The following is a 26,612-nucleotide window of genomic DNA, read 5'->3' as shown; positions in this document are numbered from 1 at the left end:
CGCGCGTGAGTGTGAGCGGCCGCGGAACGCGGAAGGTCGGGAAGAACCGGGGGCGTAGGCGCTTCGGGATCGTCGCAGTGTTCGCGACGATCCTGGTGCTAGTCGTCGTGGCGGTGTGGTACCTGCTGGCCGGGCGAGTGCCCGAGCCGGGGCCGCCGACACCGCCGGGTCCGACGCCACCGGCGGCCCAGCCGGCGGACTGCCCCGACGTCCAGGTGATCTCGGTGCCCGGCACGTGGGAGTCCAACGCTGCCGACGACCCGTACAACCCGACGGCCAATCCCGCGTCGCTCATGCTCAACGTGACCCGGCCGCTGCAGGAGCGCTTCTCGCCGGACCGCGCCGACGTCTACACGGTCCCGTACGTCGCGCAGTTCTCCAATCCGATCGCGCTCCCGCCGGACGGCCAGGAGTCGTACAACAATTCGCGTGCGGCCGGGACCGCGGCGACGATCGACCTCATCGAGCGCCGGCACGCGGAGTGCCCGCTCACGACGTATCTGTTGACGGGCTTCTCGCAGGGCGCCGTGATCGCGGGCGATGTCGCGGCGCGGATCGGCGCCGGGGACGGCCCGGTGTCGCCGGATCTGGTGCTGGGCGTCGGCGTGATCGCCGACGGCAGGCGTGATCCCGCCGCCGCGCCGACGATCGGGCCGCCGGTCGCCGGTGTCGGTGCGGAGCTGTCGCTCGCGGGGCTGAAGCTGCCCGGGATCACGATGACCGGTGTGCGGCCGGGAGGCTTCGGAGCGCTGGCGGATCGCGCGGTCCAGATCTGTGCCCCCAGCGACGGAATCTGCGACGCACCCGCAGAGGCGCTCAAGGTCGGCAACTGGCTCAGCAGCGCGTCGAGGTTGACCGAGTACTACAACAATCCGATCCATGCGATGTACAACACATTCGTCGTGGACGGCAACGGCACGACCGCCACGCAATGGATCACGAACTGGGCCGCGGACAAGATCGACGCAGCTCCAGCGCCTGCGCACGAGTGATCCGCCGAAAGTCGTAGGCCGAACCGACTCCTCAGTAGCCTCACGAGCGGTAATGTCCGTGCTCGCGACCCGATCACGGGTCAAGGGGGTGGATCCCTATGCTTGATTGGTTGTGCCGGAACAGGCAGGGGGCTGCATGCGTGAACGAGGAAGAAGGCTTTGATGGGTTCCACCGACGTCTCGGACGTCTGCGCGCCGCGCAAGTTCCGGTTCGCGGCCGGCGGCGAGGGTAATGCCGAAGAGGGTGGTGCTCGTCGATTTCTCAAGCTCGCGCAGAAGGCCGAGGAGCTCGGCTACGACAGCTTCATGATCCCCGATCACCTGGGCAACCAGGTGGGGCCGATCGCGGCACTCGGCGCGCTCGCCGTCGCGACGGACAGGATCCGACTGGGCACCGCCGTTCTCGCGAACGGGTTCCGGCATCCCGCGGTGCTCGCCAAGGATGCCGCCACGATCGACGTCCTCTCGGGCGGCCGTCTGGAACTCGGCATCGGTGCCGGATGGATGAAGGAAGAGTTCGACAAGGGCGGCATCGAGTACGAACGCCCCGGTGTCCGAATTGCGAAACTCGAGGAGTCCCTGCAGATTCTGGACACGCTGCTGCGTGGCCAGGAGTGCAACTTCGAGGGCGAGCACTACCGGATCAGCGGCCTCAAGGGCAGTCCCCGTCCGCGGCAGGGCCCGCGTCCGCCGATCGCGGTCGGTGGCGGAGGCCCCAGGATGCTGGCTCTGGCAGCCAAGTACGCCGACATCATCTCGGTGGCCACACCCACGAGTAAGGACGGTCGTCTTCTGCTGTCGGGTATCACGATGGAGAAGACCATCGAGCGGGTCGAACGAATCCGGGACGCCGCCGGCGACCGGTTCGACGACATCGAGTTGAACTGGACCATCACCACGATCATGGTCACCGACGACCGGGAGCAGGCCGCCGAGATGGCGCTGGCCGCACTCGACCAGGGTTTCCCGCCGAACATCGAGGTCGACACCACGTTGTCGGTGCAGGAGCTCCTCGACTCGCCGTACCTGGCGATCGGCACGCACGAAGAGATCGCAGATCAGATCCGTAACGTGCGGGAGAAGACGTCGATGTCATATGTGGGCGTCTTTCCGACTCAGATGGAAGCATTCGCGCCGGTGATCCCATTGCTCCGGGGCGAGTAGACGATGCGCATCTGTAACATGTTGCTGGTTTCGAGTCGATGGACCGACTCGTAGGCGTGTCGTCTACGTCCCGCAAGTTGCGAGTGGCTACAAAGGGAAAGGGTAGTCACGGGCAACGACAAGAAGCAGGCCACGACCGACGAAACAGAGAACTAACGATGAATCCGCGCGGCGAAGGAAGTCTGGGGCGCAACCATGTCGGTTGATGGTTGTGTGATCGCTTCGACAGGAGAAGGAATGAACGCGATGTTCGACGACTACCTCGACGAACACGGCCACATCCGGCTCACGCCGGGGCACACGCTGATCGACTACGTCGACGAGCACACGCGCAACAACGCAGGCGACCTGGTGTACCGCTACGTCGACTACTCGCGCGAGCGTGACGGCGAAGCGCACGAGTTGACCTGGGGCCAGTTCGGTCTGCGTCTTCGTGCTGTCGCCGCCCGTCTGCAGCAGGTCACCGAGTACGGCGACCGCGTCGCGATCCTCGCGCCGCAGGGCCTCGACTACGTGACGTCCTTCTTCGCGGCCATCCACGCCGGTCGCATCGCGGTTCCGCTGTTCGATCCGGACGAGCCCGGCCACACCGACCGCCTGCACGCCGTTCTCGGCGACTGCGAGCCGGCCGCGATCCTGACCGCGACCTCGTCGGCGGCCGGTGTCCGTCAGTTCTTCCGTTCGCTGCCCGCCGCGAAGCGTCCCCGGATCATCGCCGTCGACGCGATCCCGGACAGTGTCGGCGACACCTGGGTCCGTCCCGCGATCGAACTCGACGACATCGCCTACCTGCAGTACACGTCCGGTTCCACCCGGACGCCGGCCGGTGTCGAGATCACGCATCGCGGTGTCGCCACCAACGTGCTCCAGATGGTCGATTCGCTCGGCCTGAGCGAGCACTCGCGCGGTGTCACCTGGCTGCCGCTCTACCACGACATGGGTCTGCTGACCGTGATCCTGCCCGCGCTCGGCGGCCAGTACATCACCATCATGAGCCCGCGCGCGTTCGTCCAGCGTCCCTACCGCTGGATCAAGGAACTCGCGGCGATCGCCGACGGCGCCGGAACGTACGCCGCGGCCCCCAACTTCGCGTTCGAGCACGCGGCGATCCGCGGTCTGCCCAAGGAGGGCGAGCACCTCGACCTGAGCAACGTCATCGGCCTGATCAACGGCAGCGAGCCGGTCACGGTGTCGTCGATGCGCAAGTTCAACGAGGCGTTCGCGCCGTACGGCCTGCCCAAGACGGCGATCAAGCCGTCGTACGGCATGGCGGAGGCCACGCTGTTCGTCTCGACCACGCACCCGTCGGACGAGGCCAAGGTCATGTACGTCGACCGCGACGAGCTCAACGCGGGCCGCATGGTCCAGGTCGACCAGGACGCCCCGGGCGCGGTCGCGCAGGTGGCGTGCGGCGCCGTCTCGCGTAGCCAGTGGGCCACGATCGTCGATCCCGAGACCGCCGCCGAGCGTCCCGACGGCTACGTCGGCGAGATCTGGCTGCACGGCGACAACATCGGGCAGGGGTACTGGGGTCGCGAGCAGGAGACCGCCGAGACGTTCCACAACAAGCTGCTCCAGCGCCTGCCCGCGGACTCGCACGCCGAGGGCGCGCCGGACGACGCGAACTGGCTGCGCACCGGCGACTACGGCGTGTTCGTCGACGGCGAGCTCTACATCACCGGCCGCGTCAAGGATCTGGTGATCGTCGACGGCCGTAACCACTACCCGCAGGATCTCGAGTACTCGGCGCAGGAGGCCAGCTCGGCGCTGCGCCCCGGGTTCGTCGCCGCGTTCGCCTGCCCGGCGAACCAGCTGCCGCCCCAGGTGTTCGAGAACTCGCATTCCGGACTGGTCTTCGACCAGGACGACGCGTCCGAGCAGCTGGTCATCGTCGCGGAGCGTGCGCCGGGTGCCGGCAAGGCCGACCCGCAGCCGATCGCGGACGCCGTTCGCGCCGCGATCTCGGCGCGGCACGGTGTCACTGCGCGCGACGTGCTGCTGGTTCCGGCCGGCTCGATTCCTCGTACGTCCAGCGGCAAGCTTGCCCGCCGCGCGTGCAAGGCGGCGTACGTCGAGGGGACGCTGCGTGGCGGCCACACCCAGACCGCGTTCCCGGACGCCGTTTCCGACTAGATCCTTTTCTGACGGATAGCTTGGTGAGTTGATGGCTGAACACGAGATGACGGTCGCGCAGTTGCGCGAGTGGATGCGTAACTGGATCGCTGAGGCCACCGGGCAACCGGCGGCGGCGATATCCGACGATCGGCCGTTGGAGGAGTTCGGTCTCTCCTCCCGCGACGCGGTCGCGCTGTCGGGGGAGATCGAGGATCTCGTGGGCGTCACGCTCTCGGCCACGGTCGTCTACCAGCATCCGACCATCGCCTCGTTGGCCACCCGCATCATCGAGGGTGAGCCGGATCTGCCTGCGGACGGCGACGACGCCGCGTACTACCGCGGGGGCGTCCCGGGCGGGCAGTCGCACGACATCGCGATCGTCGGCCTCGCGACGCGCTTCCCGGGCGCCGGGCACACGCCGCAGGAGATGTGGAAGCTGCTGATCGAGGGCCGTGACGCGGTCACCGATCTGCCCGAGGGCCGCTGGACGGAGTTCACCGCCGATCCGTATGTCGCGGCCGCCGTGGAGAAGGCCGCCACCAAGGGTGGTTACCTCGACGACGTGCACGGCTTCGACGCCGAGTTCTTCGCGATGTCGCCGCTCGAGGTCCAGAACGTGGACCCGCAGCAGCGGCTGGCGCTGGAGCTGACGTGGGAGGCGCTCGAGCACGCTCACATTCCGGCGAGCGCGCTCAAGGGCCGCGACGTCGGTGTGTTCCTCGGCTCGTCGGCCAACGACTACCAGCTGCTCGCGGTGAGCGATCCGGCGTCGGCGCACCCGTACGCCCTGACGGGCACGTCCACGGCGATCGTCGCGAATCGTGTCTCGTACTTCTACGACTTCCGCGGCCCGTCGATCGCGCTGGACACGGCGTGCTCGTCGTCGCTCGTCGCGGTGCACCAGGCGGTCCGCAGCCTGCGCTCGGGCGAGTCCGAGATCGCGCTGGCCGGTGGCGTGAACATGCTGCTCGCCCCGCCCGCGACGCTCGGCTTCGACGAGGGCGGCGTCCTCACCGAGGACGGCAAGATCAAGGCCTTCTCGTCCGACGCGAGCGGAATCGTCCGCGCCGAGGGCGGCGGCATCGTCGTGCTCAAGCGGCTCGAGGACGCCGAGCGCGACGGTGACACGATCCTCGCGGTCGTGGCGGGTTCCGCGGTCAACCAGGACGGCCGCTCCAACGGCCTGCTCGCGCCGAACCCGGACGCGCAGGCCGACTGCCTCCGCCACGCCTACCGCGACGCGGGCATCGCGCCGTCCGGTGTCGACTACATCGAGGCGCACGGCACCGGCACCATCCTCGGCGACCCGATCGAGGCGGACGCGCTCGGCCGCGTCGTCGGCCGCGGCCGTGACGACGACAAGCCGGCGCTGCTCGGATCCGCGAAGACCAACTTCGGTCACCTCGAGGCCGCCGCGGGCGCGGCGGGCCTGATCAAGGTCGTGCTCGCGCTGCAGGAGGACGTCATCCCGGCGTCGCTCAACTACGCGGGCCCCAACCCGTACATCCAGTTCGACAAGGCGCACCTGCAGGTGATCCCGGAGGCGACGGCGTGGCCGCGCTACACGGGTCAGGCCGTCGCGGGCGTGTCCGGCTTCGGTTTCGGTGGCACCAACGCGCACGTCGTGGTCCGTGAGTACACGGGCTCCGCGAAGACCGACGGGGTCGCGGCGGAGCCGATCGACCTCGACAACGAGAACACCACCATCGAGGCCGAGGCGGAGCGGATGCTCGCCGAGGCCGCCGAGTCGGTCGGGCTCGATGCGGCGTCGGACGCCGTGGAGGTCGCGGAGACCGCGGTCCTGCTGGCGGTGTCGGCGTCGATGCCGTCGCGCCGTCGTCGTGCCGCCGAGGACCTGGCCAACTGGCTCGAGACCGAGGAGGGCAGCCGCACGCCGCTCGCCGACGTCGCGCGCACCCTCGCCAAGCGCAACCACGGCCGCTCCCGCGCCGTCGTGATAGCGAAGAACCGCGCCGAGGCCGTCACCGGCCTGCGCGCCGTCGCCGCCGGCAAGCCCGCCCCGGGCGTGCTGACCGCCGACGCGCCCGCCGCGAAGGGCCCGGTCTGGGTGTTCTCGGGTTATGGCTCGCAGCACCGCAAGATGGCCAAGCAGCTGTACATCGAGAACTCGGTGTTCCGCGCGGCCGTCGACGAGGTCGACGCGCTGATCGAGGACGAGGCCGGCTACTCCATGAAGGAGAAGTTCCTCGACGACTCGATCGACTACGACGTCGAGACGTCGCAGGTCGGCATCTTCACGATCCAGGTCGCGCTCGCCAAGACGCTGCGCCACCACGGCGCCGAGCCGGCCGCGTTGGTCGGACATTCGATGGGTGAGGCCGCCGCCGCATACGTGTCGGGCGGCCTGTCGCTCGAGGACGCGGTCCGCGTCATCTGCTCGCGGTCGCGGTTGATGGGCGAGGCCGAGGGCCTGCTCGAGGGCGACGAGATCCGCCTGATGGCGCTCGTCGAGTACAGCTCCGAGGAGATCGAGAAGGTTCTGCCGGACTTCCCGAACCTCGAGGTGTGCGTCTACGCGGCCCCCACCCACACTGTCATCGGTGGCCCCGAGCCCGAGGTGAACGCGATCGTCGCGCGCGCCGAGGCCGAGGAGAAGCTCGCTCGGGTCCTGCAAACCAAGGGCGCGAGCCACACGTCGCAGGTCGATCCGCTGCTCGGTGAGCTGGCGGCCGAGTTGGCCGGCATCGAGCCGTACAAGCTGAAGGTCGGGCAGTACTCGTCCGTCGATCAGGACGCGTACTACCCGGCGGGCCACGCCCCGATCCACCCGGTCGAGTACTGGACCAAGGGTCTGCGGCACAGCGTCTACTTCACCAACGCGGTGAAGGCCGCCGTCGACGCCGGACACACCACGTTCGTCGAGCTGGCGCCCAACCCGGTGACGCTGATGTCGGTCGCCGCGACCGCGTGGGCCGCCGGCGTGGCCGACACCCAGCTGATCCAGACGCTCAAGCGCAAGGAGGACGAGCCGCTCGGCGTGCTCACCGCCCTCGCGCAGCTGTATGTCCACGGGCACTCCGTCGACCTGCCGTCGCTGCTCCCGGCCGGCGCCTTCGCCGACCTGCCGCGCACCGCGTTCCTGCGCAAGCGGCACTGGATCGAGGCGCGGGTCTCCACGTCGGGCAACACGCGCGTCCCGGGTGCGCACGTCGCGCTGCCCGACGGCCGGCACGCGTGGGAGGTGCAGGCCTCCGCCGTCACCGATCTCGGTGCACTCGTCACCGCGGCCGCGGAACAGCTGTTCGCGGACGTCGCGCTGACCGGCGCCGTTGCGCACGGCGACGTGCCGGCGGCCGGGACCCTGACCACCACGCTGGTGCCGCATCTCGGTGGCGCGTCGGTGCAGGTGCACGGGAAGTCCGATGCCGGGTTCGCGCTGGTGTACGACGCGGTCGTGTCGTCCGGTGAGGCGCTGCCCGAGCCGGTGGTCGCCGCGGCCGTGACCAAGCCCGCGGTGTCCGACGAGGTGTCGACCGAGTCCGCGGAATCGTTCGGCGATCGTTGGGATCCGGAGAGCTCGCAGTCGCTCGAGGACCGGCTGACGATCATCGTCGCGGAGTCGATGGGCTACGCGCCGGAGGATCTGCCGGGCGAGATCCCGCTGATCGAGCTGGGTCTGGACTCGCTGATGGCGGTCCGGATCAAGAACCGCGTCGAGTACGAGTTCGACATCCCGCAGTTGCAGTTGGCCGCGGTGAAGGACGCGAGTCTGCACGACGTCGCGAAGTACCTGCGCTACGCGGTGGAGAACCGCGAGGAGGTCGCGGCGATGGCCGCGCAGCAGCAGGCGGACAAGGACGCCGGCGAGACGGTCGAGGCTGTCGCGGCCCCGGTCGCCGAGCAGCAGACGGCGAAGGCTCCGGCCGAGTCCGGCGAGGTCGACGTCCCGCCGCGGGACGCGGCCGAGCGTCTGACGTTCGCGTCGTGGGCCGTCGTCACCGGCAAGTCGGCGCCGGGCATCTTCGGCACGCTGCCGATCCTGGGCGACGAGGACGCGGAGAAGCTGGCGGCTCGTCTCACCGAGCGGTCGGGCGGCGAGATCACCGTCGACGACGTGCTCGACGCCGAGACCATCGAGCAGCTCGCCGAGACGGTACGTCAGCACCTCGAGGACGGCCTGAAGATCGACGGACTGGTGCGCACGCTGCGTCCGCGCGCCGAGGGCTCGGACGCCGTGCCGGTGTTCGTGTTCCATCCGGCCGGTGGGTCGACGGTGGCGTACGAGCCGCTGCTCAAGCGCCTGCCCGCGCACACCCCGATGTTCGGTCTCGAGCGGGTCGAGGGCCCGATCGACGAGCGCGCCGCGGCGTACGTGCCGCTGCTGCGGGAGATCCAGGGTGACGGCCCGTACGTGCTGGCCGGGTGGTCGCTCGGCGGCGTACTCGCCTACGCGGTGGCGCGGCAGCTGCGTGAGCAGGGCGCCGACGTCCGCGTCGTCGGCCTGATCGACACCGTCATGGCCGGTGAGAAGGTCGAGGACACCCCGGACGAGATCCGGGCCCGTTGGCAGCGCTACGCGAAGTTCGCGAAGAAGACGTACGGTGTCGATGCACCCCTGCCGTTCGATCGGCTCGCGGAGGCGGGCAGCGACGAGGAGCAGATCGGGATCCTCATGGATCTGCTGAAGCTCAGCGGCGCGAAGATCCCCGGCGGCATCATCGAGCACCAGCGGACGTCGTGGCTCGACAACCGGGCCATCCAGACGGCGGATCCGCAGCCGTACGACGGCGACGTCGTGCTGTACATGGCGGACAGCTACCACGAGGACGCGATCAACCTCGAGCCCTCGTTCGGGACTCGACAGCCCGACGGCGGCTGGGGTGACGTGGCGAAGAACCTGGAGGTCGTCTACATCGGTGGCGACCACATCCAGATCGTCGACGAGCCCTACATCTCCAAGGTCGGCGCGGACCTGTCGAACAAGCTGGCCGAGATCGAGAAGCGGAGCAACTGAGTGAGCACCACCACCGCAGAAAAGCTTGCGGAACTGCACGAAAAGCTCGAGCTGTCGAAGGCCCCGGGTAACCCCAGAGCGATTCAGAAGCGCAAGGACAAGGGTCTGCCGACGCCGCGCGAGCGGATCGAGATGCTGCTCGACCCGGGCACGTTCGTCGAGATGGGCCAGTTGGCCCGTCAGCCCGGCGACGACTCCAATCCCTACGGCGACGGCGTCGTCACCGGCCACGGCCTGGTCGACGGGCGGCCGGTCGCGGTGTTCGCGCACGACCAGACCGTCTTCGGCGGGGCGGCCGGCGAGATCTTCGGCCGCAAGGTCGCCGCGGTGAACGACTTCGCCATCAAGATCGGCTGCCCGGTCGTCGGTATCAACGAGTCCGCCGGCGCCCGCATCCAGGACGCGGTGACCTCGCTCGCGTGGTACGCCGAGATGGGCCGGCGCCAGGAGCCGCTGTCGGGCATGTGCCCGCAGATCTCGATCATCCTCGGCAAGTGCGCCGGCGGCGCCGTGTACGCGCCCATCAACACCGACATCGTGATCGCGACCGAAGAGTCGTACATGTTCGTCACCGGGCCGGACGTCATCAAGTCGGTCACCGGCGAGGACGTCAGCCTCGACGAGCTCGGCGGCGCGCGGAACCAGGCCGAGTACGGCAACATCCACCACGTCGCGCCCGACGAGAAGGCGGCGTTCGAGTACGCGCGCCAGTACCTCAGCTACATGCCGTCTAGCTGCACCGAGAAGCCCCCGATCATCAACCCGGGCCTCGAGCCGGAGATCACCGAGGACGATCGGTCGCTCGACGCGTTCATGCCCGACGCCGACAACGCCGGCTACGACATGCACGACGTCCTCCTCAAGATCTTCGACGACGGGGAGTTCCTCGAGGTTCGGAGCCAGTCGGCGCAGAACCTCATCACCGGCTTCGCGCGGGTCGACGGCCGCCCGGTGGGTGTGGTCGCGAACCAGCCGATGCAGCTGTCCGGTGCGCTCGACGCGGCGGCTTCCGACAAGGGCGCTCACTTCGTGCGCGTCTGCAACGCCTACGACATCCCGCTGGTGTTCGTCGTCGACACTCCGGGCTTCCTGGTCGGCGTGGAGCAGGAGAAGGTCGGTGTCATCAAGCGCGGCGGCCGCTTCCTGTTCGCGTACGTCGAGGCGACGGTCCCCAAGGTGACCGTCGTGGTGCGCAAGGCGTACGGCGGCGCATACGCGGTGATGGGCTCCAAGCAGCTCGGCGCCGACGTCAACCTCGCCTGGCCCACCGCACGCATCGCGGTCATGGGCGCCGAGGGCGCGGTGAACCTCATCGGCCGCAAGCAGATCGAGGCCGCCGGCGACAACGCCCCCGCGGTTCGCGCGCAGCTCATCAACTTCTACAACGAGCACGTCGCGACGCCGTACATCGCGGCCGAGCGCGGCTACATCGACGCCGTCATCGAACCGTCGACCACCCGCCTCGAGATCCGCAAGGCACTCACCCTGCTCCGCGACAAGAAGGTGTTCAAGAACCCGCGCAAGCATCATCTGCTTCCGTTCTGACCTCTTCGTCTCCAAGCTGAAGGGACCCTTTGTGCGCTCGCAGCGCATGAATGGTCCCTTCAGCTCTTCAGTGGGTCGGCCGGGGCCGCATGCGGAGCGGTGGCCGCGGTCTGGACCGCGCCAGTTCGTAGTGCGCGCGCAGGTCTGCCAGCGCGCGTTCCGGGGAGTCCCGCAACTGCCGTGGGATGACGGCGAGCACGATGATGCCCTCGCTTTGCATGCGTGCCCGCCGTGCGAGCGTGGCGTCGTACTCGTCGGGTGACAGATGCCAGTCGAGCGAGTCGATTTCCCACGCGAGGGCGACGTCGTCGATCCAACCGTCGGGTCGTGCCACGAATGTGCCCGCCCTCGTCTCGATCTCGCGGTTGAAGTACATCGGCGGAAGACCGCTTCGGAGCCACAACTGTCGGGCGTCGGCCTCGGCCACGGAATGGATGTCGGCGCTGACCTCGCGCAGAATTTTCCTGGGTAGTGCCGATCCACGATTGCTGCCCGACTCGAGTTCGTCTGCGAGCGTGGCGGGCGAGACATCGCCACGCTGCACTGCCTCCGCAAGTAGCGCCCGTGCTGCAGAGGTTGTGGTGCATCGTCTGGCGGCATCGAGCAGCGCTCGGGGTAGCGGGCTGCAGGCGAGTCCACTCCGATCCACCGGCGTCGGTAGCCGGGTCGTCCGCTCCACGACGAGGAAGCCCGTCGACTGCATCCGCCGCGAATGGTCGAGGAGCACATGCACGTCGGAGAACGATTCGGATGATCGGTATCCGTGTTCGGCCAGCGCCGCGCGCCCGGTCAGCATCGAGCCGGTTCCGCAGTAGAGCAACGCCGCGGTGCGCCGCTCGCGCTGACTCGGTACGCCGTTGTGCATGAGCACGAGGCCGGGCAGTATTCGTTGCCACGGCCCCTCGGGCCTGCATCGAAAGCTGATCGCCGAACCGGACATCCCGGCTTCGAGAAGGTCTCGCACCCGCACGATGCCGCTGACCGCGAAGCGGCGGAGCTCGCGAAGTGCGTCCGCGCTCCAATGTCGTCGTCCCATGCGCACAGCTTGGTGCACGGTCCGGTGGGGCAGAGCTTACGAGCGACGCGGATGCGCCCGCCTGTGGATGAACGTGCGGCTGTGGATAAAGCTGAAGGGTCCCTTCATACGCTGGGAGCGCATGAAGGGACCCTTCAGCTGAGAAGAAACCAGCCTACGGCTCGTACACCCGCATGGTGCCTGGCGACCAGAAGCCGGATCGGGTGACTTCGCGGGTCTCGACGGTGGTGGGCTGGGCGTCGGGGTAGTGCCGGTCGTACCGTTCGAGCGAGCCCCAGTCGCGGCCCCAGTCGTGGTTCAGGTAGGTCGGGATGGTGGTGGCGCTGGAGAGCATTTCGGTCCAGCCGAGGGGGCCGCCGTTCTCGAGGGACTGCCAGGTGTCGGTGGAGCTGACCGCGAGGGGCCGGTCCGGCAGGATCCGGTACTCGGGCATCTCGGCGACGCCGTTGAGGTGGTCGAACGGGCGTTGGCACGGGAACTGCAGTCCGACGGCCCAGTCCAGTAGGACGGGTCGTTCGTTGCCGACGACGGTGCCGAGCGATTGGAGCTTCGGGACGCGGGGCGGCGTGAATGCGAGCCACTGGTCGCCGGTGAGGTTGGGGTCGCTGGCGTTGATCCGCACGACGTCGGTGTCGGCGGGTAGTTCGTCGATCGGGACGCGCAGGTTGCGCCACGACGGGGCGGGGCCGATGTCGCGGGGCACGTAGGTGCCTTGGACGTCGACGGTGCCGTCGGCCTGCCGCTTGCCGTATTCGACGACGAGGGACTGGCCGTAGTTGGTCTGTCCGCTGATCTGGTCGACGGAGAAGATGCGGCCTGCGGCGGACAGCACGACGAGCGGGGAGTCGTCGCTGCGTTCGGGCAGCTGGTACCAGCTGGACACGACGGACGCCGACTGCTGGATGCCGTCCTGGTAGCTGCCGAGGACGGGGGTGCGGGCCGGGTCGAGGCCGAACGGCAGTTTGACGGTGCTGCCGTTGACGCCGAGCGCGCCGACGCCGCCGGTGGTGCCGGAGCCGGAGCCGGTCTCGAAGCTCGGTCCGATGCTCTGGCCGTCGGTGTTGCCCATGCCGGCCTTGACCTCGACGTAGTCGGCGGTCAGGTCGTCAGGCACACCGTTGGGGGTGAAGCCGACGGGCTTACTGCCGGCGAGCGGATCGCTCGGGTCGGCGAGTGGGTTGGCGGGGTCTGCGATGGGGGTGAGCGCGCCGTCGTTGGGGTCCGATTCCACCAGCACGTCCTCGGCGAGACCACAGGTCTTGCCGGCGAGGGCCTCGACGTTGGAGCGGCCGAGCGAGTACGCGGGGTACTGCGATACGGCGCCCTTGAGCATCGACAGGACCTCGAACAGCACCATGGCGCCGGCGACGACGGTGAGCGGTGCGGCCGCGAACTTGCGGATCCGTCGGCCCTTGGCGGTGCCGGGCTTCGCCGGCGGCGGCGCGTAGCCCTCGCGCAGGTACTGCCATGCGACGAGTGCGACGGACAGGCCGAACAGCACCAGGAACAGGGTGCTCGATTCGCGGCCGCTGAGCTGCACGGTCTTGTCGAACCACGGGACGCCGTAGCTGGAGACGTACCAGTAGCCGTTGATGCCGGAGAACGACAGCGCCAGCACGAACAACAGTCCGGCGAGGAACATCGTGCGGTTGCGCCGCGAGCGCAGTGCGCTGGCGGACACGACGACGGCGGTGAGCGCGGCCAGTGAGCCGGCGATGCCCGCGTACGCCCCGAAGTGGTGGGTCCACTTCGTGGGGTTGAACATCATGAAGAACATCGTTCCGAAGACGATGCCCATCAGACGCCACGACGGACCGGCGGCGACGCCGGGGATCCGCTTGCGGCGCAGGAACACGAACAGCACCGTGAACAGGCACAGCAGCATCGTCAGGAACGCGAAGCGGCGGGCGAGCGAGCCGTCGGTGGTCTGGACGAACAGGAAGTAGTAGCGCTGGTAGTCCTGGAACCACTCCAGGTTCGGGCCGATGATCGTGCGGACCCGGGTGGCTTCCATGACGGTGGAGAACGTCTGGTCGGCGAAGACGACGACCAGGACCAGCGTGCCGGCCGCGGCGAGCGGCAGCAGCTGCGAGAAGGTGCCCACCTGGTGGCGCCGTCGGACGATGAGCCGGGTGATGGGGCGCAGACCGGCCAGCAGCGCGGCGATACACATCAGTCCGGTGGGGGCCGCGGCCAGCGTGAACGCGCCGACGAGGGCGGCGATCGCGGCGGGCAGCAGGCGTCGTGTGCCGATGGCACGTTCGATCGAGCACCAGGTCAGCAGCGCGCCGACGGCGACGATCGGTTCGGGGCGCAGACCGTTGTTGTAGGGCAGCCAGAACGCGAGGAACACCAGGCCCGCGGTCCACAGCGCGACACGGTTGTGGCGTACCGCCCGTCCGAGGCGCGGGATCACCTCGCGGCTGATGACCATCCAGCACAGGATCGCGGCGAGGAGCGCGGGCAGACGCATCCACGGGCTCGCGGTGGAGATCTTCGCCATGAGGGCGAGGACGTCGTAGTACCAGCCGAACGGGGCCTCGGGGACGCCGAACCAGCGGAAGTAGTTGGCCATGTAGCCCGAGTGCTCGGACGCGCGGGCCATCGTGAGCAGGTAGCCGTCGTCGGCGGTGTTGGCGCCGAAGAAGTGCCAGCCGACGAGGGTGCCGACGACGACGCCGTCGACCGCGGTGAGCTTCCACCAGCGGGACGGCAGGAAGCGGCGGGCCCGACGACCGTCCGCGCCGTCGAGGCGGTGCAGGGCGACGAGCGAGATCAGGGTGGCGAGGATCGCGCCGATCATCGCGATCAGCTTGACCGCGGTGGGGCTCGACGAGAACCGGGAGTCGATGTCCATCGAGAACTGCAGACCCGGGACGCTCTTGCCGGCGAGGTCGGTGAAGATGCCGACGACCTGCGGCCGGTAGTCGAACATCATCTCGCCGACGAGCGGCTTGCCGTCGTCGTCGGTGAGGCCGACGAATTCGGCGGTGGTGCCGTTGACGTCGGAGGCGATGGAGATCTCGCTGCAGCCGGATTCGACGTCTTCGCGCGGCGCGGTGGCGATGACGACGTTCCGGTTGAGGACGTCGACGGACTCGCTGGACACGCGCACGAACATCGCGTTGACGGGCGCGTCCTCACCCTGGGCGGGCGCGGTGGCGAGCAGGATGCCGCCGGCCTCGGGCATCTCGGCGACGGCCCGGCAGGGGATCGTCGCGGACAGCGACGTCGGTACCTGCGACATCAGCGGCGCCTCGACGTTGGCGGCGACGCCGTTCTCGGGCCACGACACGCTCGCTGCGGTCTGGGTGACCGGCAGGAACGGCGTCGCCAGCGCCAGCAGTAGGCCGACCAGGCCGGTGACGACGGCGATCAGCCGAGCGTTGCGGAGATCCGCTTTTCGGGGTCGGGAAGCCGGCGGCGGTGAGCCTGCTTCGGGTCCGGGAGCGGGGACTGTCACAACGTCGGGCACGGTGTTCGATCGTAGGCGAGATGTTTTCGTTATCCGAACGAGGTCACCGGCTCTCAGTTACTTCACAGGCTGGTCAAGCGGGTGGGGTCTCCCGGATCGGGCCCGGCGACCACAGGCCCGACCGGGTGATCTGCTCGACATCCACCTGCGCGGGCTGCGCCGATTCGACGATCGGGGTGAATCGTTCGAGGGAACCCCAGTCCCGCCGCCAGTCGCCGTCCAGGTAGGTCGGGATGGTCTCGGCGTTCAGCAGCAACGGCGTCCAGCCGAGCGGTCCGCCACCGATCGCGTCCTGCCACGCGTTGGTGGCCTGGGCGCCCACCCGGTCGGGCAGGATGCGGTACTCGGGGATCTCGGCGACGCCGTCCCGGTGCGCGAACGGGCGCTGGCACGGGAACGCCAGGCCCACCGACCAGTCGAGCAGCACGGGTGCGCTGCTGCCGACGACGGTCTGCAGGGTCTGCATGCGCGGTACGCGCGGCGGGGTGACGGCCAGCCACTGGTCGGGGGCGAGACCGGTGTCGGACGCGACGAGCCGGACGGCGTTCGCGCCGGCGGGCAGCTGGTCGAGCGGCACCCGCAGGTTCCGCCACGACGGTGCCGGTCCGATGTCGATGGGTGCGATGCGGCCGAGGGCCTCGACGCTGCCGTCCGCCTGCCGTGTGCCGTACTCGACGTCGAGTAGCTGGCCGTCGGTGACGATGCCGTCGGGATCGACGGAGTGGATGCGTCCGGCCGCCGCGATCGACAGGATCGGGGCGTCGTCGCTGCGGTCGGGGAGGCCGTACCAGCCGGTGACCAGTTCGGCGGACTCCTGGGCGCCGGACTGGTAGCTGCCGAGCACCGGGGTGGTGGCCGGGGACAGCCCGAACGGCAGGGACACGGAGCTGCCGTTGACCCCGGTGGACGCCTCGGTGCCGCCGCCCGTGCCGGCGCCGGTGCCGGTGGTGCTCTGACCCGAATCGGAGTCGGCGTCGACGGAGTTGGCGCCGCCGGTCGCGACGGTCTCCTTGTCGGCGGTGAGGTCGCGGGCGACGCCGTCCGCGGTGAAGCCGGTCGCCGCGGTGGCCCCGAAGGCGCCGGCGCCCGCGAGATCGGTCGGCTGGTCCAGCAGTCGCAGCACGGAGGCGTTCGTGTCGTCCTCGACGAGGACGTAGTCGGCGAGCGCGCACGAGTTTCCGGCTGCGGAGCGCAGGTTCGCGTGCGCGATCGAGTACGACGGGTACTGCGCGACGGCGCCCTTGAGGAGCGAGAGCACCTCGAACAGCACGACGGCGGCCGCGGCCAGCGTCAGTGGCGCGGGCGACCACCGGCGGATGCGGGCGAGCCGGCCGTTGCCGTTCGGTGCGGCGGTCCCGGCATTCTTCGCGTCCCTGGCGCGCTCGTACGGTTCGCGGATGTGGAACCAGGCCGCGAGCAACAGCGCGAGGACCGTCAGCCCGAGCAGTGCGGTCGAGAAGCCCTTGCCGCCGATGGACGGCGGCTTGTCCCACCACGGCACGCCGTAGCTGGACACGTACCACCAGCCGTTGGGGCCGGTGAACGACATCGTCAGGATGAACAGCACCGCCGCGGCGAACAGGGTGCGGTTGCGCTTGGAGCGCAGGCTGGCGCCGGCGACCGCGACGGCGGCGAGCGCGGCGACGGATCCGGCCAGGCCCGCGTACACGCCGAAGTGGTGGGTCCACTTGGTCGGTGTGAAGCTCATCAGCAGCAGTGACGCGAAGATGATGCCGAGGATGCGGCGGGACGGGCCGATCGCGGTGCCGGGGATCTTCCCGCCGCGGCGCAGCAGCATCAGGATGCACACGATCAGGCACAGCAGCATCGCGAAGACCGCGAAGCGGCGCGCCAGCGAGCCGTCGGGGGAGACGTTGAGCAGGGCGTCCCAGCGGACCCGCTCGTCGAACCAGGCGACGTTCGGGCCGACGGCGGTGCGCACGCGCGTCGCCTCGAGCACCGAGGCGAGGGTCTGGTCGGCGAACACGGCGACGAGTACGACGGTGCCGGACGCGAGAATCGGCGCGATCTGGCCGACTACGCCGACCTTCGGGGCGCGCCGGACGGCGATCTGCACGATCGACCGGGCGCCGGCGATGAGTGCGGCGATCGCGATGAGCCCGGACGGTCCGGCGGCGAGGGAGAACGCGGCGATCAGCACCGCGACGGCGGCGGGCAGCATGCGTCCGGTTGCGATCGCGCGTTCGATCGAGCACCACGTGAGCAGCGCGCCGAGGGCGATGATCGGTTCGGGCCGCAGTCCGTTGTTGAACGGTAGCCAGAACGCGAGGAACACCAGGCCCGCGGTCCACATCGCGACGCTGTTGCGGCGGACGGTGCGGCCGAGGCGGGGGATCACCTCGCGGCTGATGATCATCCAGCAGAGGATTCCGGCGATCAGCGCGGGCAGGCGCATCCACATGCTGGCGGTGCTCACCTTCGTGAACAGCACGAGGACGTCGTAGTACCAGCCGAACGGCGCTTCGGGGACGCCGAACCAGCGGAAGTAGTTGGCCATGTAGCCGGCGTGCTCGGAGACGCGAGCCATGTTGAGTAGATAGCCGTCGTCGGACGTGTTGGCGCCGATCACGTGCCACAGCAGCAGTCCACCGATGACGACCGCGTCGATGCCGGTGAACCGCCACCACCGGGCCGGGAGGAAGCGGCGGGTGCGGCGGCCGTCGATGCCGTCGAGGCGGTGCAGGGCGACCAGCGAGACGATCGTGGCGAGCACTGCACCGATCATCGCCACCAGTTTGATCAGCGTGGGGCTCGACGAGAAGCGCGAGTCGAGGTCGGCGCGGACGTCGAGCCCGGCCGGCGGGGTGCCCTGCAGATCGGTGAAGACGCCGACCATCTGTGGACGGACGTCGCCGTCGACGACGGTCGCCTCCTGGTCGGGGATACCGGCGACGGCGGCGGTGGTGCCCTGCGAGTCGGACGTCACGACGATCTCGGTGCAGCCGCGCAGGTCGTCGAGGGGCAGCGAGAGCAGCGCGGTGTCGCGCAGGATCGCTCGCAGCCGGGCGGGTTCGCCGTCGGACGCGGCGTCCACCTTGATCACGAGGCCGTCGGCCTCGGCGCGTCCGGCGGACGTCGGGACCGTCGAGACGAGAGCGCCGCCCTTCTCGGTCAGCTGGCCGACGGCGGTGCACGGGATGCTCACGTGCAGTTGCTGCGGTGTGTAGGAGACGAGCGGCGCCTCGACGTTCGTGAGGCTGCCGTTCTGCGGCCAGCTGATCGACGCCGCATCCTGCTGCACCGGCAGGAACGGGGTGGCGAGCGCGAGGATCGCGCCGAGCAGACCGGTGACGATCGCGACGAGGCGAGCGGTTCGAACCCCGCTCGCCTTGCGGCTCGAGTCGACCTGGGCGGGGGCTGTCACGTCGTCTGGCACGAGACTCGACTCTAGGGGAGCGCGCGGGTCACGTCAGATTCCGCACGTCCCAGGCCCAGACGCCGTCCACCCAGCGGCCGTCGACGCCGAGGAGTCGTTCGAGGGTGGTGTGCAGCGCCTGCTGGTTCTTCCCGGGCGGCAGCACGACGACGTCGGCGTTCCAGAACCGCAGGTCGTCGAGTGCGGTGGCGCGGGTGGCGTCGTCGACGGGCGGCACCACGCCGGTGCCCTGCGCCTTGGCGAGCAGCAGCGCGGTCGGGCGGTCGTCGGGGCCGTACTTGCCCTTGTCCTCGGGGCCGGCGGGGCCGACGAAGTAGCCGCCGGCGATGGGATACCCGAACTTCTGCCCGACCTGCCATTGCAAAGCCTTGGCATCCTCGGGCCGGGGGAGCGGAACCGTGACGACGGATCCGTCGGAGACGTAGGAGCGCCACGTGCCGTCGGCGAAGAACGCCGGAGTGGGGGCCCGGTGCGCCACTTCCAGCGGGGCCGGCGCGAGCGGCAGTAGCGAGACGGCGAGCCAGCCGAGCCACAACAGGGTCGTGGAGCGCTGGCCGACGCGTCCGGCGGCGATCGCGCGGTCGGTGCCGAGCGCGAGCAGGATCGCGATGGCCGGGATGCAGCCCATCGCGAAGCGGGATTCGAGGACGGATTCGAGCAGCGGCAGTTTCGCGAACCAGGCCCACGGCAGCGTGATCCCGGTGTCGGTGTGCGCGACGGTCAGTTCCACGCCGAGCGAGAGGACGCCCATCGCCGCCACGGTCGCGGCGGCGGCACGGGCCATCGGCACCCGCCACAACCACACTGCGGTCATCGCGACCAGCAGCAGCAGTGGCCAACCGAAGAACGCGTTCTCCTCGGTCGCGTTCATCGACAGTCCGGCCGCGGACCCGGGATCGCCCGCGAGGGACTGGGTCGGGAAGCGGGTGAAGGCGTTGACGTCGTTGCCGACCGGGCCGTGTTCGATCGAGTGGTAGCTCTGCGGTCCGAGGAACTGCCACCACAGCGGGACCGCGACGATCGCGAGCGCGACGACGCCGGCCACGCACAGCCCCTTGACGCCGCGCCTGGCCGCCGCGATCGCTTCCCCGGGTCGCGACGCGCCGTAGGCGATGCCGAAGACGACGAACGCGATCGAATAGATCAGGAGCGGCTCTTCGCCGAGGAAGATCTGGTACGCGACGGCGAGGCCGAGCATCACACCGTTGCGGATCGGTCGTTCACCGCTCGCGAGCCTGATGACCAGCAGGGCGATGAACGGCAGCAGGAACAGTGCGACGAAGTTCGGGTGGCCGTTGGTGTGCGAGATCATCGCGGGCGCGAAGCCGCAGAAGACGCCGCCCACAGCGGCAGCGAACCGGGACTGCACTACGTGCCGTGACAGCACCCAGTACCAGGCCGTCGCGGTCCCGGCGAGGCCGAGTGTGAGTGCGAGCGTGAACGTCACGGTGGGACCGAAGACGAGCGTGATGGGGGCGAGCGGGACGCTGACACCGAACATCGCGGTGTTCGCCATCAGGTTCACGCCGAGCGGATAGTTCTGCAGCGTGCTCGACAGCGGGTTCTCGAAATTCGCGAGGGAGTGCGCGGTGACCGCGAAGAACCATTCCCACATCGTCTGGTCCTGGCCGCTGCGGATCAGATAGCCGTCGCCGAGGTGCTTCCACTGACGTCCGAGGACGAACACGGCCAGAGCGAGGAACGATGCGGTGGCGACGAGGTCGGCCGGTGCGATCCGGATCCGCCCGGCGCGGGTGGTGGCCGGTCGGGTCGTCGTGGTCGTCGTCGCCGGGGACGACGCGCTCCCGTCTGACAGTTGCAGAATCTCGCTCACATCGCCCCTTTCCGTAATGCTGGACGGTGGGGCGTGGCGCCGCGCAGCCGTCGGTTGGCCGGAGGCGAGAATACCGCAGCTACCTGGGTCCTACCTGTGAGAAGTGGTGGGCCTCGGGGGCGTAACGGGCATAGGGGATAGGTCGGTCGGAGCTTTCGGTGCCGTCGAATTGATGCAACCGGAGGGTTGCGCTGGGCCAACGTAGGTGCAACCCTGAAGTTGCAGGTATTCGCCGAACCGGAGGGATGGGACCGATGGACGCGCTGGACCGAATCGAACGAACCGTGGAGATCGACGCCCCGGCGTCGCGGGTGTGGAAGCTGATCAGCGAACCCGGCTGGTACATCAACGACGAACGGATCGTGGAGCACCGGATCGAGAGTCGCGGTGAGCTGGACGTCGTGCACGACCCCGTGCACGGCGAATTCGCCTTCGCGACCGTGCACCTGGACGAACCTCGTTACGCGGCCTTTCGCTGGCTCGCCGACCCCGCCGTAGCCGACAGTCCGTCGACGCTCGTGGAGTTCACGATCGCGGAGGTGGCGCCGGGGCGGGTGACGCTGACGGTGGTCGAGACGGGATTCGCGGCGCTGCCGGGCACCGAACTGGAGCGTCGCGAGAAGTACGACGGAAACGTCGAGGGCTGGGCGATCGAGATGGCGCTCGCGAAGAGTCACCTGGAGGCCGTGGATGCCGTCGGGTGACCCCTCCGCTGCTCCCGTGGTGTTCGCGGCCCTCGCCGACGACACCCGGTGGGACATCCTGCTGCGGCTCGGACGGCATCCGGCGTCCGCGTCGGCGCTGGCCCGGGAGTTGCCGGTGTCGCGGCAGGCGATCGCCAAGCATCTCGCGGTGCTGCAGGACGTCGGTCTGGTCGTGCCCGAGCGGGACGGCCGGGAGGTGCGGTTCGTCGCGGTCGGTGCGCGGCTGAGCGAGGCGGCCGCTCAGCTCGAGCGGATCGCGTCCGGTTGGGACCGTCGCCTCGCGCGGATCAAGATGCGCGCCGAGGCGCCCGTTCGGGACTGACCGCGTCGGGGTCGAGGGCGGCGGCGATGTCGTCGAGGGAGATGTCGAGGACGCGCGCGACGGCGGTGATGGTGAAGAACGCCGGCGTCGCGATGCGCCCGGTCTCGATCTTGCGCAGCGTCTCCACGGAGATCCCGGCGTCCAGCGCCACCTGCACCATGCTCGTTTCGCCTCGCGCGGATCGCAGCAGCTCACCGAGCCTCTGTCCACGTTCGAGTTCCTCCGCCGTCAACGGCACACGCACCATGCTGCATATAGTAATACCGGTATAGTTATTCGAACCGGAGGTGTGTGGTGGTCGAACTCAAGACCGAATCCGAGATCCAGGGGATGCGAGCGGCGGGCCGCGTGGTCGCGGACGCGCTCGCGGCGGCGCGTGCTCACGCGCAGGTGGGGGTGAGTCTGCGCGAACTCGACGCCGTGGCCGCCCGCGTCGTCGCCGATGCCGGCGCGGAGCCGCTCTTTCTGAACTACCGGCCGAACTGGGCCGCCACCCCGTTCCCGGGGGTGCTCTGCACGTCCGTGAACGATGCTGTGGTGCACGGTATCCCGTCGGGCTACCGGCTTCGCGACGGTGACTTGGTGAGCATCGACGGCGGCGCGAGGCTGAACGGCTGGTGCGGCGACTCGGCGATCAGTTTCGTCGTCGGCGCCGCGAACCCCGCCGACGAGGCGTTGGTCGCGGCCACGGACGAGGCCCTTCGTCGCGGGATCGAGGCCGCGCGAGTCGGGAACCGTCTCGGCGACATCGGCGCCGCGATCGGTACGTTCGCCCGCAGTCGCGGTTTCGGGCTGCTCGCCGACCACGGTGGCCACGGCATCGGCCGGGTCATGCACGAGAGCCCGGACGTGCCCAACGAGGCCCGCGCCGGACGGGGCATGCGGCTGCGCGACGGTCTGGTCCTCGCGATCGAGCCGATGCTCATCGCCGACGGGTCCGACGACTACCGGCACGACGCCGACGGCTGGACGTTGCGAACCGTCACGGGGGCCCGCGCCGCGCACAGCGAGCACACCGTCGCGATCACCGACGACGGCCCGGTGGTGCTCACGGCGCGGCACTAGGCTGCACCTATGCCGGACTGGACGCCGATCTCCGACGCGCTGCGCCGCGCGGGGGTGCGGGACGTTCGCGCCGACGGCACCACCCGGGCGATGTACTCGTCGGACGCGTCGCTGTACCGGGTGCCGCCCACGACGGTGGTCTTCCCCCGCGCGGTCGACGAGGTCGCGGCGGTGCTCGACGTCTGCCGCGCCGCCGGGATGCCGCTCACTGCGCGCGGCGCGGGTACGTCGGTCGCGGGCAACGCGGTCGGCCCGGGCGTGGTCCTCGATTTCAGCCGGCACCTGGGCCGGGTGCTGGCGGTCGACCCGGAGGCCCGCACCGCCGTCGTCGAGCCGGGTGTCGTACAGGCGGTGCTGCAGCGGGCGGCGGCGCCGCACGGGCTGCGGTTCGGTCCCGACCCGTCCACCCACAACCGCTGCACCGTCGGCGGCATGATCGGCAACAATGCCTGTGGCGCAAGAACTCTCGGCTACGGCCGCACGTCGGACAACGTCGCCGGTCTGGAGTTTCTCGCCGGAACGGGTGAGGCGCTGTCGTTGCCGGCCGCGACGGGCTCACTGATCCTGGACCGGCTCCGCGACGTCACCCGTGCCGGATTGGCCACGATCCGAACCGAATTCGGCCGTTTCGGTCGGCAGGCGTCGGGATACGCGCTCGAGCACCTCCTGCCGGAGAACGGCTTCGACGTCCGGAGGTTCGTCGTCGGCAGCGAGGGCACGCTCGGGATCGTCACGCAGGCCACCGTGAATCTGGTGCGGGATCCGGCGCACCGTGTGCTGGTCGCGCTGGGCTACCCCGACATCGCGTCCGCGGGCGACGACGCCAAGGCCGTCCTCGGTTTCCGTCCCACTGCGTGCGAGGGCATCGATTCGCGTCTGGTCGACGTCGTGCGCGATCGCCGGGGGCCGCAGGCGGTGCCGCCACTGCCGAACGGTGCGGCGTGGCTGTTCGTCGAGATCGCGGGGGAGTCCCGAGACGACGTGCTCGACCGGGCGCGAGCCCTGGCCGGCGGCTGCGGTGCCGTCGACGCACTCGTCGTCGACGACCCGGCCCGGGCCGCTGCGCTGTGGCGGATCCGGGAGGACGGCGCCGGCCTGGCCGGACGCAGCCCCGCCGGTGCGCCCGCCTATGCGGGTTGGGAGGACGCGGCCGTCCCGCCCGACCGGATGGGCCCCTACCTGCGTGACTTCGACGCCCTGCTCACCGACTTCGGTATCACCGGCCTTCCCTACGGTCATTTCGCCGACGGCTGCCTGCACATCCGCCTCGATCTGCCGCTGGACCGGCCCGACGGTTCGGCCGTCTTCCGACGCTTCCTCACCGCCGCTGCGGAACTGGTCGCCCGCTACGACGGATCACTGTCCGGCGAACACGGCGACGGCCGCGCCCGCAGCGAACTGCTACCGCTCATGTACTCGCCCGAGGCGCTGCGGCTCTTCGGTGCGGTCAAGCACATCTTCGATCCCGGCAACGTCCTCAATCCCGGCGTCCTCGTCGACCCGCGGCCGGTGGACGCGGACCTGCGCGTCCCCCGGACGGCGCCGCTGCGCCGGGGCCTCGCCCTCGCCTACCGCGACGACGACGGCGACTTCGCCCAGGCCGTACACCGCTGCACGGGTGTCGGGAAGTGTCGCGCCGACACCACCGGCGCCGGCGGTGTCATGTGCCCCTCCTATCTGGCGACACGAGAAGAGAAGGATTCGACGCGCGGACGTGCCCGCGTCCTGCAGGAGATGGTGAACGGCAGCCTCGTGCGTGACGGCTGGCGTTCACCGGAGGTGCACGACGCCCTCGACCTGTGCCTGTCCTGCAAGGGCTGCGCGTCCGATTGCCCCACCGGAGTCGACATGGCTTCCTGGAAGTCGGAGGTCCTGCACCAGAGCTATCGGAGACGGCTGCGCCCGGCGTCGCACTATTCACTCGGCTGGTTGCCCCGGTGGGCGGCCCTCGCCGGGCGGGCGCCGCGGCTGGTCAATGCCGTCACCAGGCTTCCGGGCGTGGCGCCGGCCGCGCTGACTCTCGGGGGAGCGGACCGACGCCGGCACGTCCCGCAGTTCGCGCCCGTGTCGTTCCGGCGCTGGTTCGCGTCGACGGCCACCCAGCGCCGCGCCACCGGCGACCCGGTGCTGCTGTTCGTCGACACGTTCACCGATCACTTCACGCCCGAGGTCGGTATCGCGACCGTCCGGGTGCTCGAAGACGCCGGCTTCCGGCCGCAGCTCACCCCGAAGCAGCAGTGCTGCGGTCTGACGTGGATCACCACCGGTCAGCTCGACACGGCCCGGCGCATCCTCGGCCGCACCGTCACAGCGCTGGCGGAAGCAGGAGCGCCGATCGTCGGGATGGAGCCGTCGTGCACGGCGGTGCTGCGGGCCGACGCCGTCGAACTGCTCGACACCGACGACGCCCGGGCCGTCGCCGAGTCCACCCGCACCCTCGCCGAGCTGCTCGCGGGCCGCGACGGCTGGTCGCCGCCGGATCTGTCGGGCACCACCGTCGTCGCGCAACCGCACTGCCACCACCACGCCGTGATGACGTGGAATGCGGACGCACAGTTGTTGCAGCGCGCAGGCGCACAGGTGGAACGCCTGGGCGGCTGCTGCGGACTCGCCGGGAACTTCGGTGTCGAGAGGGGGCACTACGACGTGTCCGTCGCGATCGCGGAGCACCAACTCCTACCGACGATCGAGAGAATCCGCCCCGAAACCGTCGTCCTGGCCGACGGCTACTCGTGCCGGACTCAGATCGCCGATCTGGGTCGGCGCCAGGGCACTCACCTGGCTCAACTCCTGGCCGATCAGGGAAAACGCGGCTGAGGCACAATCCAGGCATGCTCTCCACTCCGGTCCTCGTCACGATCGTCTCCGTCTGTATCGGATTCGTGCTGTTCGTCCTGGCGGCGAGCGGTGCGCGCGGGCAGTGGGACAAGCGACTGGTGATCGGCCTGCTGGTGGCGGCGGTGCTGTGTCTGACGGCCGTGCCGCTGTCGGTCGCGCTGAGTGCGGCGGTCTGACGCGGATGGGTACCAGCTGGCCCGCCGAATGGCCCACGACGCCCCGGCAGATCGCGGTGACGACGGACGCCGCCATCAACGCTGCGCGGTCCGCCGACGGTGAGCAGTTCGTCGAGAAGATCGAGAACCTGAGACTTCTCCCGTTCGAGCAGGTGACGCTCGTGCACGCGGGTGTGGTCCGGGCGCTGCTCGAGGACCTCCACCCCGACGGTTTCTCCGGCGACGACATCCAGGACGCGCTGACGCGAGTTGCCGGCGCCGCCCTCGTATGGCTGCCCGGTCTCGACATCTCCGCTCTCGCCGCAGTTCTCACCGGATCGCTGGGGCTGACGGAAATGAGCGACGACGCGCAGCGCATCGGCCCGTCCGAGTACCTGCGAAGTGCGGTCCTGGTGATGACGGATCTCCTCGTGACGGCCGACGCCTCGCCGCACGGCTATCTGAAGGCCGCGATCGCAGAGATCGCCCGGGCGGAGACCGTCGAGATGCCATAGTCGAGGCGCGGATGTCACGTATCTGCACCCGATGCACATAGTTCGAGGCGTTGACCAGCCGATTTGGCAATCGCCGAACGGTTCGCGTAACTTATTCCAGGTCAGAGCGACACGGACACCGACCCGGACGCGATCTTCACTGGTCAGCGAGGGAAAACGAGGTTGTACGGGGAGCGCCTGGCGGTTGCCGATATTCCTTCCGGTCGCCGATTTGCGTCGGCGTCGGGTGCGGGTTAGGCTGGAACGGTTGCCCCGGAACGAGAAACTGTGTGTTTCGAGTGATGGTGTGTGCGTGTTCTTTGAGAACTCAACAGTGTGTCGATGAATGTCAGTGCCAATTTTTGGTACTCCACCACTTTTTGTGGTGGGTATTTGCTGATTGTCTCATTCTTCCGTCTGGGATGGTCAGCGCAAACAGCTAGTTTGAGTTTATTTTGCTAGTGATTTGACTCGATGTCTATGACTGATTGCCGGTTTTGC

At 69.4% G+C, this 26,612-nt stretch carries 16 protein-coding genes; 11 read left to right on the top strand and 5 right to left on the bottom strand.

The features are described from left to right. Window positions 1-5 precede the first annotated feature (5 nt). The 5 genes from PSS76_RS00080 (at window position 6) to PSS76_RS00060 (ending at window position 10,791) form a co-directional block, all read left to right on the top strand. Window positions 6-992: a cutinase family protein gene (locus tag PSS76_RS00080; protein WP_175271765.1), complete on the top strand. Its 987-nt coding sequence runs from the start codon at window positions 6-8 to the stop codon at window positions 990-992. 162 nt (window positions 993-1,154) lie between these two features. Next, complete coding sequence (locus PSS76_RS00075; protein WP_005516313.1) at window positions 1,155-2,156, top strand: LLM class F420-dependent oxidoreductase; 1,002 nt, start codon at window positions 1,155-1,157, stop codon at window positions 2,154-2,156. A 237-nt stretch (window positions 2,157-2,393) separates the two neighbouring features. Then, window positions 2,394-4,289 (top strand): long-chain-fatty-acid--AMP ligase FadD32, encoded by a 1,896-nt coding sequence (gene fadD32, locus PSS76_RS00070; protein WP_005516312.1) that lies wholly within the window; start codon window positions 2,394-2,396, stop codon window positions 4,287-4,289. 31 nt (window positions 4,290-4,320) lie between these two features. Next, a complete protein-coding gene (gene pks13, locus PSS76_RS00065; RefSeq protein WP_337455721.1) occupies window positions 4,321-9,246 on the top strand; it encodes a polyketide synthase Pks13 in 4,926 nt (1,641 codons plus the stop codon). After that, window positions 9,247-10,791, top strand: a complete 1,545-nt coding sequence (locus tag PSS76_RS00060) for an acyl-CoA carboxylase subunit beta (protein WP_005516310.1) — start codon at window positions 9,247-9,249, stop codon at window positions 10,789-10,791. A 67-nt stretch (window positions 10,792-10,858) separates the two neighbouring features. Here PSS76_RS00060 and PSS76_RS00055 read toward each other — a convergent pair whose 3' ends face one another. From PSS76_RS00055 to PSS76_RS00040, 4 genes are all read right to left on the bottom strand, one after another. Further along, the gene (locus PSS76_RS00055; RefSeq protein WP_044990275.1) at window positions 10,859-11,827 is read right to left on the bottom strand and encodes a hypothetical protein; all 969 of its coding nucleotides are present in this window, start codon (window positions 11,825-11,827) and stop codon (window positions 10,859-10,861) included. Window positions 11,828-11,981: 154 nt separating this feature from the next. Continuing rightward, window positions 11,982-15,302, bottom strand: coding sequence for an arabinosyltransferase domain-containing protein (locus PSS76_RS00050; RefSeq protein WP_022593372.1), 3,321 nt, complete (start codon window positions 15,300-15,302; stop codon window positions 11,982-11,984). A gap of 73 nt (window positions 15,303-15,375) precedes the next feature. Next, window positions 15,376-18,699, bottom strand: a complete 3,324-nt coding sequence (locus PSS76_RS00045; protein WP_337455720.1) for an arabinosyltransferase domain-containing protein — start codon at window positions 18,697-18,699, stop codon at window positions 15,376-15,378. 28 nt (window positions 18,700-18,727) lie between these two features. After that, window positions 18,728-20,533, bottom strand: coding sequence for a glycosyltransferase family protein (locus PSS76_RS00040; RefSeq protein ID WP_064059754.1), 1,806 nt, complete (start codon window positions 20,531-20,533; stop codon window positions 18,728-18,730). A gap of 254 nt (window positions 20,534-20,787) precedes the next feature. Between PSS76_RS00040 and PSS76_RS00035 the strand changes: the two genes are divergently transcribed. Then, the gene (locus tag PSS76_RS00035) at window positions 20,788-21,237 is read left to right on the top strand and encodes an SRPBCC family protein (RefSeq protein ID WP_233282308.1); all 450 of its coding nucleotides are present in this window, start codon (window positions 20,788-20,790) and stop codon (window positions 21,235-21,237) included. After that, a complete protein-coding gene (locus tag PSS76_RS00030; RefSeq protein WP_064077075.1) occupies window positions 21,224-21,559 on the top strand; it encodes an ArsR/SmtB family transcription factor in 336 nt (111 codons plus the stop codon). The genes PSS76_RS00035 and PSS76_RS00030 overlap by 14 nt, the downstream gene beginning before the upstream one ends. Here the strand turns inward: PSS76_RS00030 and PSS76_RS00025 are convergent. Beyond that, window positions 21,525-21,806, bottom strand: coding sequence for a helix-turn-helix domain-containing protein (locus PSS76_RS00025; protein WP_064077076.1), 282 nt, complete (start codon window positions 21,804-21,806; stop codon window positions 21,525-21,527). The two genes, PSS76_RS00030 and PSS76_RS00025, sit on opposite strands and share 35 nt — an antisense overlap. 47 nt (window positions 21,807-21,853) lie before the next feature. Here PSS76_RS00025 and map point away from each other — a divergent pair, with 47 nt between their 5' ends. Genes map through PSS76_RS00005 form a run of 4 tightly spaced genes read left to right on the top strand, consistent with a single transcriptional unit; the run spans window position 21,854 to window position 26,132 of the window. Further along, window positions 21,854-22,624 (top strand): type I methionyl aminopeptidase, encoded by a 771-nt coding sequence (map, locus tag PSS76_RS00020; RefSeq protein ID WP_064077077.1) that lies wholly within the window; start codon window positions 21,854-21,856, stop codon window positions 22,622-22,624. Window positions 22,625-22,633: 9 nt separating this feature from the next. Then, complete coding sequence (locus tag PSS76_RS00015) at window positions 22,634-25,441, top strand: FAD-binding and (Fe-S)-binding domain-containing protein (protein ID WP_221285862.1); 2,808 nt, start codon at window positions 22,634-22,636, stop codon at window positions 25,439-25,441. Between the two features lie 14 nt (window positions 25,442-25,455). Next, entirely contained in the window at window positions 25,456-25,638 is a 183-nt protein-coding gene (locus PSS76_RS00010; RefSeq protein WP_005516298.1) for a hypothetical protein, read from the top strand. A 5-nt stretch (window positions 25,639-25,643) separates the two neighbouring features. Beyond that, the gene (locus tag PSS76_RS00005) at window positions 25,644-26,132 is read left to right on the top strand and encodes a hypothetical protein (protein WP_221285863.1); all 489 of its coding nucleotides are present in this window, start codon (window positions 25,644-25,646) and stop codon (window positions 26,130-26,132) included. Window positions 26,133-26,612 lie beyond the last annotated feature (480 nt).

Origin of the sequence: Prescottella sp. D32, assembly GCF_037287305.1 — a bacterium.
In the GTDB taxonomy this organism is placed as follows: Bacteria; Actinomycetota; Actinomycetes; order Mycobacteriales; family Mycobacteriaceae; genus Prescottella; species Prescottella equi.
This window is presented reverse-complemented; position numbering and strand designations above follow the sequence as displayed.

Coding starts and splice junctions, on each gene's coding strand:
- PSS76_RS00075 (WP_005516313.1), top strand. CDS start 1,155: ATGGGTTCCACCGACGTCTCGGACGTCTGCGCGCCGCGCAAGTTCCGG.
- fadD32 (WP_005516312.1), top strand. CDS start 2,394: ATGAACGCGATGTTCGACGACTACCTCGACGAACACGGCCACATCCGG.
- pks13 (WP_337455721.1), top strand. CDS start 4,321: ATGGCTGAACACGAGATGACGGTCGCGCAGTTGCGCGAGTGGATGCGT.
- PSS76_RS00055 (WP_044990275.1), bottom strand. CDS start 11,827: ATGGGACGACGACATTGGAGCGCGGACGCACTTCGCGAGCTCCGCCGC.
- PSS76_RS00035 (WP_233282308.1), top strand. CDS start 20,788: ATGGACGCGCTGGACCGAATCGAACGAACCGTGGAGATCGACGCCCCG.
- PSS76_RS00030 (WP_064077075.1), top strand. CDS start 21,224: ATGCCGTCGGGTGACCCCTCCGCTGCTCCCGTGGTGTTCGCGGCCCTC.
- PSS76_RS00025 (WP_064077076.1), bottom strand. CDS start 21,806: ATGGTGCGTGTGCCGTTGACGGCGGAGGAACTCGAACGTGGACAGAGG.
- PSS76_RS00015 (WP_221285862.1), top strand. CDS start 22,634: ATGCCGGACTGGACGCCGATCTCCGACGCGCTGCGCCGCGCGGGGGTG.
- PSS76_RS00010 (WP_005516298.1), top strand. CDS start 25,456: ATGCTCTCCACTCCGGTCCTCGTCACGATCGTCTCCGTCTGTATCGGA.
- PSS76_RS00005 (WP_221285863.1), top strand. CDS start 25,644: ATGGGTACCAGCTGGCCCGCCGAATGGCCCACGACGCCCCGGCAGATC.